Below are 12860 nucleotides of genomic sequence, written 5' to 3'. Positions count from 1 at the left end.
ACTGTAATCTCTAAAAGGGCTTTTATGATGTGTAATCCAAGTGAAAACAACTCTTTCAGCTTGAATTATTCTCGAAGAGTGGACAGACCAAGTATTTCACAAGTAAATCCTATTAGAGAGTGGAGTACACCAACGATTGATTCTGAAGGAAATCCGTTTTTGGTTCCTCAATTTACCAATTCATTTGAATTAAATTATACTCGAAAAACTAAAATTGGTTCTATTACTTCCGGAATTTTTTACAGACGAATTCAGGACGAAATAACACGAGTGATTTTTACAAATCCAAATAATTCGAACAGGCAAATCATCTCGTACGATAATTGTGACAATAATAATGCGTACGGTATCGAAGTTTCAGGAAGCTTAGATTTTAAAAAATGGTGGAGTGCAAATGTAAGTTTTGATGCGTACAATAAGAAAACCAAAGGAACTATTGAAGACACACCAGGAATTTATGAATTTGTAGAAATTGATGTTACCACTTTTAATGCCCGCATCAACAATACATTTAAAGTGACAAAAGATTTGCGTTTTCAATTATTTGGAATGTACCGAGGGAGAGATTTAAGCCTTCAGTTTGACCGAAGCCCAAAGTGGAAAATGGATATTGGCAGCAGTTATAACGTATTGAAAGGAAGCGGAACTATCAGTGCCCGATTTAGCGATATTTTCAAAACCATGCATTTTGCTTTTGATGGAGAACGTCCTTACAAAACAAATGGCGAATTCAACTGGGAAAGCAGAACCGTATATTTAGGTTTCAATTATAGATTTGGAAGCGGAAAAAACAAAGCAACCGTGCGTAAGCAGAGGGATAAAAATGAGACACAAGGAGGCGGTGGTCTTTTATAAGAATTAGTTTTAATAGTTGTAGTCAGAAAAACCCGGAGTATGCCAACTCTGGGTTTTTCAATTTAAATTTTAAATTCTTAAGATGTAACGTTATTCAGCCTTCTTTCCTATTGGCAAACAATTTAACTCGATCAGCACCATTTTTTTTGCGCAGTAATAGCCTATTCAAGATATAAAACGCGCTGTTACCAGTTTCTCTTTTTTAATTCATTTCAAAAAATAATCGGCATCGATTAATCGGTTTCCAGTTGCATCATTAACGGCATAATTAAAGCCGCTTTGAATGCAATACGAGCCATATTCTCCTTTTTTATTTAAGGCAATAAAACCAACCTGAATATCTTTCAGTTCTTTTTTTCTGTTTATTGTTAATTTTACAATTCGGGCAACGGCTTCTTCACAGGCTTTTTGCGGTGATTTTCCTTGGCGCATCAATTCAACAACCAAATGACTGCCTGAAATCCGAATCACTTCTTCTCCATGACCAGTGGCTGTGGCAGCGCCAATTTCATTATCGACATACAAACCGGCTCCTATGATTGGGGAGTCCCCTAAACGCCCATGCATTTTGAAAGCCATTCCACTTGTGGTACACGCCCCGGAAAGATTGCCGTGAGCATCCAAAGCAATCATCCCAATTGTATCGTGATTTTCGATATTAGCAACAGGCTTATATTGGCTGGTTTTAAGCCATGCTGCCCATTCTTTTTCGGATTCTTCGACCAATAAATTTTCTTTTACAAAACCTTGTGAAAGTGCAAACTGTAATGCTCCATCACCTACTAACATTACGTGCGGCGTTTTTTCCATCACTGCACGAGCCACAGCTATAGGATGTTTTATAAATTCTAGACATCCTACTGATCCAATATTTGCATTTTCATCCATAATACAAGCATCGAGTGTAACCCGACCGTCTCGATCCGGTCTTCCACCATAGCCAACGCTTCGTTCTTTTGGATCACCTTCGGGAACTTTCACTCCTGCTTCAACAGCGTCTAAAGCTCTTCCATTATTTTTTAAAATTTCCCAAGCGACAGCATTGGCTTGTATTCCGAAATTCCATGTAGAAATTACAATGGGTTTAATTCCTTTTTTAATTGAGAAATCATTTTCTTGTTCTGGTTTCCCTTTGAAGGAATGCAGCGCCACAGCTGCAGAAGCAATCGCCGCTGTTTTTATAAAATTTCTACGGTTTCTCATATTTTCCATTTTGTAGTAATCCTTTATGTTTATTTGCCACGTCAAATCTAAATCATCGTCTTTAATTACAAAAGCCTGCACAATGCGCAGGCTTAAACTATTAATAGCGTAAAAACTGCTATTATAATACCATTCATGTACCGCTATTTACCACTTAATAATAGCACTTCCCCAAGTAAAACCGCTGCCAAATGCTGCCAAAACAACAATATCCCCTGATTTTATTTTCCCTTTTTCCCATGCTTCTGTTAGCGCAATAGGAATAGAAGCAGCTGTAGTATTTCCGTATTTCTGAATATTATTATATACCTGATCGTCTGTCAAGTTAAATTTCTTTTGAATAAACTGAGAAATTCTTAAATTGGCCTGATGCGGAATCAACATATCAATATCTGAAACCTGCAAATTATTCGCTTGCAAGCCTTCATTAATTACCTCACTGAAACGAACTACGGCATTTTTAAATACAAATTGCCCATTCATGTACGGGAAATAACTTTCGTCATCAGGATCATTATCCGCTAAAATATCCGTGATCCATCGACCTCCCATACCTGGAGCTTTTACAATTAATTCTTCGGCATGTTGTCCTTCAGAGTGTAAGTGTGTGGATAAAATTCCTTTGGTCAAATCTTCTTCTCTGCTCACAACAGCCGCTCCTGCCCCATCTCCAAAAATTACCGAAACCCCACGACCGCGTGTCGTCATATCTAATCCCGTAGAATGTACTTCAGATCCTATAACCAATATGTTTTTATACATGCCAGTCTTGATATATTGGTCCGCAACGGATAAGGCATAAATAAATCCGGAACATTGATTTCTGACATCTAAAGCGCCTACGGTTCTCAAACCCAAATCACGTTGTACTAAAACACCTGGGCCAGGAAAATAATAATCCGGACTTAGTGTTGCAAAAACTACAAAATCAATAGCTGATTTAGCAACACCCGAACGCTCAATAGCAATTTGCGCAGCTTTTACTCCCATTGAAGTGGTTGTATCTTCTCCTTTTATAATGTGTCTTCGCTCCTGAATTCCTGTTCTTTCCTGAATCCATTCGTCACTGGTATCAACGATTTTCGATAAATCATCATTTGTCACCACATTTTCGGGAACATAATAACCTAATCCTGCTATTTTTGAATGAAACATACTTTTGTTATTGTATTAAAATAAAGTTACAAATTTAAACATACTTAAACATTTGTGCTCACAAATTACTACTTTTTTAGGAATTTACAAGTTTTATAGTTTTTACCGCATTGTGCATTTTTCATTAGTACTAAAAACATAGATCGCAGTGGAAAAATGAAATCATAATAAAGCTACTGAAACGAACTCAAACGTTAAAAAAGTTTTTTCTTCCCAAATGTAACAAGATTGATTTATTTTAGACCAATTATTGACACTTCCAACACTAATTTAAAATCATTCAAATCATGAAGTTAAAAATTCCATTTTTTTTATTTCTTGGACTGAGCTTAACCACTTTTGCACAAGAAAACTTAACCTATCAAAAACCATCTCAGTCCATATTGGATTTAGCGGATTATGAAAGAGCACCTTCAGTATCGATGGATACTAAAAAAGAATACATGTTGCTTACCTACAGAAATACGTATAAATCACTGGACGATTTAAACCAGGACGAACTGCGCTTAGGCGGACTGCGGATTAACCCAATTACGAATATTTCCAGTACAGTCACGTATGTGAACAACCTGAAATTACGTAAAATAAAAGACAAAAATGAAGTACCCGTTTTAGGATTGCCAACAAATCCTCGTATCAGCAATATCTCTTGGTCACCCAATGACACAAAAATCTTGTTTTCACACACAACAGCTTCCGGAGTTGAACTTTGGTTCATCGATGTTGCTTCGGCAAAAGCCACAAAATTAACTGATGCGACAGTTAATGCTAACATAGGAAGTCCGTTCAGCTGGATGAATGACAACGAAACTATTTTGGTTAAAATGTTGCCAAAAAATAGGGCAGCACTTTTGGATGCTAAAAAAGATTTGCCCGCTGGTCCGATTATTTCGAATGCAGATGGAAAAAAATCCCAAAACAGAACCTATCCGGACATGTTAAAAAACAAGAATGATGAAATCAATTTTGAGAACATCATGACTTCTGAATTATACAAAGTGAATTTGAATGGAGCGGCTACTTTATTCAAAAAAGCCGACATGTATGCCGGAGAAAGTTTTTCCCCTGACGGCAATTATCTGATGCTGACTACGATTCAAAAACCATTTTCATATATCGTTCCACTGAGTCGTTTTCCATCAAAATCTGTTATTTATGACAAGGCCGGGAACGAAGTAAAAGTGGTCAATGAAGTACCGCTTACTGAAATTATTCCCAAAGGTTTTATGGCTGTTCGAAAAGGAAAAAGAAACATGAGCTGGAGAACAGACAAACCGGCAACATTAGCATATGCCGAAGCGTTAGACGCAGGAGATCCAGCAAATAAAGTGGAATTCAGAGATGAAGTTTTTCTTTGGAACGCACCATTTGATGCCGCAGCTACTTCATTGATGAAAACACCGCAACGCTACGACCGAATCATTTGGGGAAATGACAACACCGCCATTGTTTCAGATGAATGGTACGACACACGCAGTACCAAAACCTATTTAATCAATCCATCGAATCCTAGTCAGGCTCCAAAAGTAATTTTTGACAGAAACTCACAAGATGTGTATTCCGATCCAGGAAATTTTGAAACCAGAAAAAACCAATACAACAGGTACGTTTTGGCGATCGAAAATGACAATGCATTCCTCATTGGAGACGGATTTACTAAAAATGGTCAATTTCCATTTATAAGTGAATATAATTTGAAGACATTACAAGCAAAACGACTGTATACTTCGACTTACACCGATAAAAAAGAAGATGTATTAGAAATTGAAGACTTCAAAAAAGGAACTGTTTTAGTCCAAATTCAGTCTAAAAATGAATACCCTAATTATTACCTTAGAAACATCAAACAAAAAAACAAACTAACACCAATTACCTCGTTCAAAAACCCTTTTGAAAGCATCAAAAATGTGAGTAAAGAAGTGATTAAATACAAACGTAAAGATGGTGTTGAATTATCTGGAACGTTGTATTTACCGGTTGGTTATGACAAAGCAAAAAAAGAGAAAATGCCATTGTTGATTTGGGCCTATCCAGCAGAATACAAAGACAAAAATTCAGCGGGACAAAGCACGCAAAACCCGAACGAATTTACATTTCCTAGTTATGGTTCCTTTGTATATTGGGTCACCAAAGGCTATGTAGTTCTCGATGACGCTGCTTTCCCAATAATTGGCGAAGGAACAACGGAACCAAATGATAATTTCATGACGCAATTAGTTGACAATGCTGAGGCGGCGATAAATGCTGTAGATGCTTTGGGGTATATCAACAGAAAAAAAGTTGCCGTTGGCGGTCATTCCTATGGCGCGTTTATGACTGCTAATTTATTGACTCATTCTAATCTTTTTGCTTGTGGAATTGCTCGAAGTGGTGCCTACAACAGAACGTTAACTCCTTTTGGTTTTCAAACGGAACAACGCAACTACTGGGAAACTCCTGAAGTGTATAACACGATGTCACCATTTATGAATGCTGATAAAATGAAAACGCCCATGCTTTTAGTACACGGTGAAGCCGATAACAATCCGGGAACGTTCACTTTGCAAACGGAACGTTATTTTCAAGCTTTGAAAGGTTTAGGCGCCCCGGCAAGAATGGTGATTCTACCAAAAGAAGCACACGGTTATGTAGCCAAAGAGAATATTTTGCATTTGCTTTGGGAACAAGACCAATTCTTAGAAAAGTATTTGAAGAATTAATCCAGATTCCAGAAGACAGTGATCAGTATTCAATGATCAGAAAGTAGAACCTGAAAAATGAACATAAAACAAAACCCCAAAATTTTATTGATTTTGGGGTTTACTTTTTTATAACAATACAGTTATAAAAGTTGAAAAAGGCTTCTAATTCAAATAGTTATCAGAATTGACAATCACTGAATACTGAGTACTGGTTACTGAATACCTCTTCTTGCTTTTATGATAACATCAAATATACCTCTTGATTAAGTTCTAATTCCGAATCGTGTTCAAAGAAAATCGCTCTTCTTTCAAAAGCTGCTTTTACCAAATAATGACTTCCTTTAAAATAACATTTTTTTACAACTGCTTTCATAATGGCGTTGTCCACCACTTTCAATTGATGTGGATACAATAAAAGCGAGGCATCGTCGTCATCTTCAAGCGCTATTAACTGAGACAATTTCAACTCATTTACTTCTCCAAAAAGTGAAGCAATGTATTTGTTAGCGGGGTTTTCATACAACGCTTTTGAGTTGCCTTGTACCACTACTTTTCCGTTTTGAACCACTATTGTTTCATCCGAAAACGACAAAGCATCTGTACTGTCATGCGTGGCAATAATACAAGTCACACCTTTATCTTTTAAATACCAAAATAAATTGCGTCGCAACGAATTCTTTCTGAAGGAATCTATTTGACTGAAAGGTTCGTCCAGTAAAATTATTTTGGGTTCCAAAGCCAAAACTCTGGCTAAAGCCACACGCTGTTGCTGTCCGCCACTTAGGAATTTCGCTTTTACTTTTGCGAAAGCAGTCATTTCAACCATTTCTAACAACTCTTGAACGCGGGCATTCTTTTCGTCAGGATACATATTCGACAAGAACTTGCCCACATTTTCTTCGACAGTTATAAAAGGCATCAAATCGAAATCCTGTGCTAAATATTTTATGTAATCTTCTCCCGGGACCAAATTGTATTTTGGACCCAAAATAGGTTTTTTATTATAGATTATTGCTCCGCTATCCAAATCATATAATCCATATATGAGTTTTAGCAATGTACTTTTACCGCAGCCGCTTTCGCCAATAATAGCGGTGTTCTGACCTTTGGCAATAGTGAAACTAACATTTTCAATTACTGGCTTGTCAATGTAAGTAAACGATATGTCTTTTATCTCTAGCATCATCTTTATTTAAGTATGCAAATTTACAATGTTTAATTCACATTAAGACACAAAAAAAGGCTGCTTCTTAATGAAACAGCCTTTTGTTACTTAGTATTTTTTGCTTAGTTTTTCACTTCCGCTTCGGCATCTTTTATCATTTTGTCGTTTGCTGTAATAGCAAATTCAACACGACGGTTTTGACTTCTGCCCTCAACAGTTTCATTTGAAGCAATTGGATCAGCAATTCCTAAACCAGTAACTTGAAATCTGCTTGAAGAAACTCCTTTTCTATTTAAATAATTTCTAACTGATGCCGCTCTGTCTCCTGAAAGTTTTAAATTATAATCAGCTGGACCAGTACTGTCAGTATATCCGTAAATCGTAATATTTGTATCTGGATATTCTGCAAAAACTGGTACTAATTTATCTAAATTTGCTTTTGCCATAGATGTTAAAGAAGATTTATTGGTATCAAAACGCACTGCATTTTCATTCAGTACTAACTTAATACCTTCTCCTACACGAACCACTTCAGCGCCTGGAAGTGCAGCATCAATTTCTCTAGCTTGTTTGTCCATTTTGTTACCAATAACGCCACCGGCAACTCCACCTACAACTCCACCCAATACAGCACCAAGTGCACCGTTGCCACCTTTACCCAGATTGTTCCCAAGAACACCTCCTAATACAGCTCCTGCAACAGCACCTATTCCTGCACCTCTTTGTGTTTTATTAGTATTTTTTAATGATTCACAACTTGTAAAGATGGAACCTATTACCATTATTGTTGCTATTGCAACTATTGAAATCTTTTTCATATCTTAATTTTTATTAGTTAACTTTTTGAAATTGGTACACTACATTAGTCATTTTTCCTCCAACATCGATTTTATCAATTAATTGAAACGAAGACTCCGTTTGATTGGCTACTTGTAAAATATATCCATCTCTAACTTTTCGTGCTTTTTCACCTGCATTAAGAATTTTTAAAACAAATTGACCATCCTTATTCACAAACCAAGTAATTGGTGAACTAAATGACGTACAATTTGCTTTCGTCAAAGCCATATTTCCTTTATTATTATTGGAGACAAATTTCCATGTACTTCCTACAAAACATTCTGAATCCGCAAGTTGAAAACTATTCACTTTGATATATTCCGAACCTGGATACGTTACAGCATTGATTGCCCAATTTCCTTTCATTGCAACCTGAGCCTTTCTATCTGTGTTCGTGCTTGTTACTGATTTTGATTTACATGCAAACATCAAAACAGCTAATGTACATAATAAAATTATTTTTCTCATCTTCTTAAATTTAATGAATTAATACTTACACAAAGATACAATGCAACTAAAGAAAATAGTTTCAAAATTAAATTATTTTGTATCATAATTAACGCTTACGACAATTTGTCACTTTACTGGTAATTGGTATTCTATTTGAAAGAATTATATCCATTAAAATAAACGTAAAAATTCAAAATATGACAACAGGCAAAATTAATGTTTCGGTAGAGAACATCTTTCCCTTAATCAAGAAATTCTTATACAGTGATCACGAAATCTTCATGCGTGAATTAATTTCTAACGGAACGGATGCAACACTAAAATTAAAGCATTTAACAAGCATTGGTGAAGCTAAAGTAGAATACGGAAACCCAATTATTGAGGTGAAAATTGATAAGGAAGGTAAGAAACTACATATCATCGATCAAGGTTTAGGTATGACTGCGGATGAAGTGGAGAAATACATCAACCAAGTGGCGTTTTCTGGAGCAGAAGAATTTTTGGATAAATACAAAGATTCTGCTAAAGATTCTGGGATTATTGGTCATTTTGGTCTTGGTTTCTATTCTGCTTTTATGGTTGCCGAAAAAGTGGAAATCATCACTAAGTCATTTAAAGACGAACCTGGAGCACACTGGACCTGTGATGGTAGCCCGGAATTTACCTTAGAGCCTTCTAACAAAACCACTCGTGGAACAGAAATTATCTTGCATATCGCCGAAGATTCTTTAGAATTTTTAGAAGATTCTAAAATCAATCAGCTACTGAATAAATACAATAAGTTCATGCCTATTCCAATTAAATTTGGAACCAAAACAGAGAAAATAGAGCAAAAAAAGGGTGAAGAAGTTGCTGCAGAAGATATCGATAAAACTTTTACCGAAGTAGAAGTAGACAATATCATCAACAATCCAAATCCGGCTTGGACGAAACAGCCAACTGAATTGTCAGCGGAGGACTACAAGAATTTCTACCATGAATTGTATCCAATGCAATTTGAAGAACCTTTATTTCACATTCATTTAAATGTAGATTATCCGTTCAATCTAACTGGTATTTTGTATTTCCCAAAATTAGGTTCGGATTTACAAATTCAAAAAGACAAAATCCAATTGTACCAAAATCAGGTCTACGTAACGGATAATGTAGAAGGAATTGTTCCTGAGTTTTTAATGATGCTAAAAGGTGTTGTTGATTCACCAGACATTCCGTTAAACGTTTCTCGTTCTGGATTACAAGCAGATGCTGCGGTGAAGAAAATCTCCAATTACATCACCCGTAAAGTCGCCGATAAATTAAAATCATTGTTCACTGAAAACCGTGAAGATTTTGAACAAAAATGGAACGACATCAAAATCGTTTTAGAATACGGAATGCTTTCTGAAGATAAATTCTACGAAAAAGCAGGAGCGTTTGTTTTGTATCCAACAGTGGATGGAAAATATTATACGCTGGAAGAATTAAAAGAAAACCTTGCCGCGAATCAAACGGATAAAGACGGGAAATTAGTAGTTTTATATGCTGGAAACAAAGAAGCGCAACACTCTTATATCGAAATTGCAAAAGACAAAGGATATGAAGTATTAGTGCTTGATTCTCCAATTATCTCGCATTTAATTCAAAAAATTGAAGGCGATAACAGCAACATGACTTTTGTACGTGTAGATTCAGATCATATTGATAATTTGATCAAGAAAGAGGAAACTACAATTTCTAAATTATCAGAGGAAGAACAAACCAACTTGAAAACCGTTTTAGAAGCCATTGTTCCTAAACAAACGTATTCCGTACAACTGGAAGCTTTAGATAGTAATGCTTCACCATTTATTATTACGCAACCGGAATTCATGCGTAGAATGAAAGAAATGAGTCAGTCTGGTGGCGGTGGAATGTTCGGAATGGGAAATATGCCGGAAATGTACAATTTGGTAGTAAATACTAATTCTGAGTTGGCAACAAGCATTCTAAATAACAAAGACAAAGACGCTCAGGAAAGTTTGATAAAACAAGCGCTTGACTTAGCTAAATTATCACAAAACCTATTAAAAGGAGAAGCATTGACTGCTTTCGTAAAAAGAAGTTTTGAGTTGATTAAATAAGCAGAGACCCAATTTTATGAACTAAAATTGTGTGAATCGCTTATTCCGAATTTGCTTCGGAATATCCAAAATACTAAAGCTGTCCAACCTTGGGCAGCTTTTTTTTTGGAGCAAAACGATTGTTTTCCTGAATCACTTTCGTCCCGCTATGCGCTGCAATCTTTGCTTTTGGCTCTCGCCAAAGCAAAGGATTTTCACTTCTATCGGGGCTATTTACAGGCATTTTAGGGTTATAACTTCGTTTAGCAAAAGGAATAACCAATTGATAATTTGTAAAGGATTATTTATATATTTGGAATAAAGTAAAGTCTGTAGTTAATTATACCTACTATACCCAAAATTGGCTGACTTTGCGTGATTCTATTATAAATATAAGTAAGTTATGCGACACTTTCGAGCAACAGAAAACCGAAAGGAAATTAAATTAAAAATTGATTTGAAATTAATAATAAAACTTGAAAAGTTTACCGAGATAGATTTTGAAAGATTAATAAATTGGATTGAAAATGAAGAGATTTTAGCTCAGTTTTCTGGACCAATTTTTGAATTCCCACTAACCAAGGAACAATTGAACGACTATTTATCTTCTGAAAATGTAATTGCATTTAAAGTCATAAAAGTAGAAACTAACGAAATAATCGGACATTCCGAAATTTATAAAACTGAAAATAATGAAGTTAAACTTTGTAGAATTTTAATTGGTAATAAAAACCAAAGAGGAAATGGAATTGGGAAAAAAATTATCAATGAATTAGTGAAATATAGTTACAAGGAACTAAATGCGGAAAAAATAGAACTTAATGTTTATGATTGGAACAAATCTGCAATTATATGTTACGAAAAAACAGGTTTTGAAATAAATCCAAATAAGGTTAGCGAAATTGAAGTAAAAGGAATGAAATGGATTTCCCTTAATATGGTTTTGAACAAATCAAAATGGAAAAAATTACTTAAAAATTGAAATTAGAAGACAAAAAAGCGATCGCACGACAGCGGCTTCAAGCAAGCTGGACAAAAGCTCAATCGCGCAGATATACCAAAGTTGTTAGCGCAGTTTTCCAAACTGTGCCCACAATAGTGAGCAAACAATTCAAATAACACAAAAAATGTCCACAAAGTTAAAACTTGATCGCACCGATATACCAAAATTGTTAGCGCAGTTTTGCAAACTGTGCCCACAATAGTGAGCAAACAATGCAAATAACACAAAAATGTCCACAAAGTAAAAAGCCACAACAACCGAAGACCCCAGCTAGCGCAAGTGTCCCACTCGTGAACCTACTCAAGAGTAAATAACTATAAATTAAACCTGCAAGTGTACCCTTGCAGGTTTTTTTGCTTCAAAAACTTAACATTTATACTAATTCTTGTTATTAACTATAGTTTCTGAAACAATTAATAAGTATAGCACATTGGACGAAGCAACATATCAAATGTGAGACAATACAATTGAAAAATAAATAGGCATCCCAAAAGTAATGTTAAAAGGAAACGTTACTGCCAAAGCCATGGGTAAAAATATTCCGGGATTCGCCTTTGGAACTGCTATTTTCATCGCGGCCGGAACGGCAATATAAGAAGCGCTCGCCGCTAGTACAGCAAAAATAAAACGATTCCCAACATCATCGGTAACGAATTGACTTAAGAAAGCAACAATACATCCATTGATCAAGGGGAAAACAATAGCAAAAAAGACGCTAAACCATCCACTTTTGAAAAAATCATTTAATTTTCGTCCACTAACAATTCCCATATCCAATAAAAATAAAGCCAAAAACCCTTTGAAAATATCAGTGGTAAACGGCTTAATTCCTAATGCCTGTTGCTCACTGGCCAAAAAACCAATAACCAAACTTCCAAGAATCAAGAGTACGCTTCCGTTAGTAAAAGAGTGTTTAACAATTGTACTCATTTTAGTTTTTTGAACATGTTCTTTACTAAAAAGGCGAATTAAGATTACCCCAATAATAATGGCCGGAGCCTCCATTAAAGCCATTACAGCAACCATGTGACCGCTAAAATTGTAGTTTTGAATTTCTAAAAAAGAGATGGCTGTTACAAAGGTCACCGCACTTACGGATCCATATGCCGCAGCAATCGCGCCCGAATTCTCAATGCTGTACTTTTTCTTTAAAATAAAAAATGTGTAGAATGGAATTAACACCGCAATCAATACCCCAAAAACAATAGACCAAAGTATGTCAACAGTAAAATGACTGTGAGCCAGTTCCTGTCCACCTTTAAAACCGATCGAAAACAGAAGGTATAGCGATATAAATTTAGAGGTGTTCTCCGGAATTTCTAAATCACTTTTTACATAGACGGCTATAATTCCCAACACAAAAAACAATAAGGCCGGATTAGTTAAATTATCCAATAATAAACTAAGATTCATATTTTAATTATTTTAAA

Annotated in this window: 10 protein-coding genes; 4 read left to right on the top strand and 6 right to left on the bottom strand. The window is 35.5% G+C overall.

Annotated elements, in window-relative coordinates:
• Window positions 1-24 precede the first annotated feature (24 nt).
• Entirely contained in the window at window positions 25-855 is an 831-nt protein-coding gene (locus ACNQGJ_RS08555) for an outer membrane beta-barrel family protein (RefSeq protein WP_417973750.1), read from the top strand.
• Between the two features lie 207 nt (window positions 856-1062).
• Here ACNQGJ_RS08555 and ACNQGJ_RS08550 read toward each other — a convergent pair whose 3' ends face one another.
• Window positions 1063-2058 (bottom strand): isoaspartyl peptidase/L-asparaginase family protein, encoded by a 996-nt coding sequence (locus ACNQGJ_RS08550; protein ID WP_417973748.1) that lies wholly within the window; start codon window positions 2056-2058, stop codon window positions 1063-1065.
• A gap of 147 nt (window positions 2059-2205) precedes the next feature.
• Window positions 2206-3213 carry a 3-oxoacyl-ACP synthase III family protein gene (locus ACNQGJ_RS08545; RefSeq protein WP_417973746.1) on the bottom strand — a complete coding sequence of 336 codons (1008 nt, stop codon included), beginning with the start codon at window positions 3211-3213 and terminating at the stop codon, window positions 2206-2208.
• Between the two features lie 287 nt (window positions 3214-3500).
• Between ACNQGJ_RS08545 and ACNQGJ_RS08540 the strand changes: the two genes are divergently transcribed.
• Window positions 3501-5912, top strand: coding sequence for an alpha/beta hydrolase family protein (locus ACNQGJ_RS08540; protein ID WP_417973744.1), 2412 nt, complete (start codon window positions 3501-3503; stop codon window positions 5910-5912).
• Between the two features lie 217 nt (window positions 5913-6129).
• Here ACNQGJ_RS08540 and ACNQGJ_RS08535 read toward each other — a convergent pair whose 3' ends face one another.
• From ACNQGJ_RS08535 to ACNQGJ_RS08525, 3 genes are all read right to left on the bottom strand, one after another.
• Window positions 6130-7077, bottom strand: a complete 948-nt coding sequence (locus ACNQGJ_RS08535; RefSeq protein ID WP_417973883.1) for an ABC transporter ATP-binding protein — start codon at window positions 7075-7077, stop codon at window positions 6130-6132.
• 104 nt (window positions 7078-7181) lie between these two features.
• Window positions 7182-7877, bottom strand: a complete 696-nt coding sequence (locus ACNQGJ_RS08530) for a YiaD family glycine zipper/OmpA-like lipoprotein (RefSeq protein ID WP_417973742.1) — start codon at window positions 7875-7877, stop codon at window positions 7182-7184.
• A 13-nt stretch (window positions 7878-7890) separates the two neighbouring features.
• Entirely contained in the window at window positions 7891-8367 is a 477-nt protein-coding gene (locus tag ACNQGJ_RS08525; RefSeq protein WP_417973740.1) for a lipocalin family protein, read from the bottom strand.
• Window positions 8368-8546: 179 nt separating this feature from the next.
• On the opposite strand from ACNQGJ_RS08525, the gene htpG reads away from it, so the two are divergent.
• Window positions 8547-10448: a molecular chaperone HtpG gene (gene htpG / locus ACNQGJ_RS08520; protein WP_417973738.1), complete on the top strand. Its 1902-nt coding sequence runs from the start codon at window positions 8547-8549 to the stop codon at window positions 10446-10448.
• Between the two features lie 436 nt (window positions 10449-10884).
• Window positions 10885-11409, top strand: coding sequence for a GNAT family N-acetyltransferase (locus tag ACNQGJ_RS08515; protein WP_417973736.1), 525 nt, complete (start codon window positions 10885-10887; stop codon window positions 11407-11409).
• 468 nt (window positions 11410-11877) lie between these two features.
• On the opposite strand, the gene ACNQGJ_RS08510 is transcribed toward ACNQGJ_RS08515, so the two are convergent.
• The gene (locus ACNQGJ_RS08510; RefSeq protein WP_417973734.1) at window positions 11878-12843 is read right to left on the bottom strand and encodes a sodium-dependent bicarbonate transport family permease; all 966 of its coding nucleotides are present in this window, start codon (window positions 12841-12843) and stop codon (window positions 11878-11880) included.
• Window positions 12844-12860: the final 17 nt, after the last annotated feature.

Origin of the sequence: Flavobacterium cryophilum (assembly GCF_048286555.1) — a bacterium.
Classification (GTDB): domain Bacteria; phylum Bacteroidota; class Bacteroidia; order Flavobacteriales; family Flavobacteriaceae; genus Flavobacterium.
This window is presented reverse-complemented; position numbering and strand designations above follow the sequence as displayed.

What these genes read in the sequence shown, in the direction of transcription:
- ACNQGJ_RS08530 (WP_417973742.1), bottom strand. Translation starts at nt 7,877, where the DNA reads ATGAAAAAGATTTCAATAGTTGCAATAGCAACAATAATGGTAATAGGT.
- ACNQGJ_RS08535 (WP_417973883.1), bottom strand. Translation starts at nt 7,077, where the DNA reads ATGCTAGAGATAAAAGACATATCGTTTACTTACATTGACAAGCCAGTA.
- ACNQGJ_RS08525 (WP_417973740.1), bottom strand. Translation starts at nt 8,367, where the DNA reads ATGAGAAAAATAATTTTATTATGTACATTAGCTGTTTTGATGTTTGCA.
- ACNQGJ_RS08545 (WP_417973746.1), bottom strand. Translation starts at nt 3,213, where the DNA reads ATGTTTCATTCAAAAATAGCAGGATTAGGTTATTATGTTCCCGAAAAT.
- ACNQGJ_RS08555 (WP_417973750.1), top strand. Translation starts at nt 25, where the DNA reads ATGATGTGTAATCCAAGTGAAAACAACTCTTTCAGCTTGAATTATTCT.
- ACNQGJ_RS08550 (WP_417973748.1), bottom strand. Translation starts at nt 2,058, where the DNA reads ATGAGAAACCGTAGAAATTTTATAAAAACAGCGGCGATTGCTTCTGCA.
- ACNQGJ_RS08510 (WP_417973734.1), bottom strand. Translation starts at nt 12,843, where the DNA reads ATGAATCTTAGTTTATTATTGGATAATTTAACTAATCCGGCCTTATTG.
- htpG (WP_417973738.1), top strand. Translation starts at nt 8,547, where the DNA reads ATGACAACAGGCAAAATTAATGTTTCGGTAGAGAACATCTTTCCCTTA.
- ACNQGJ_RS08540 (WP_417973744.1), top strand. Translation starts at nt 3,501, where the DNA reads ATGAAGTTAAAAATTCCATTTTTTTTATTTCTTGGACTGAGCTTAACC.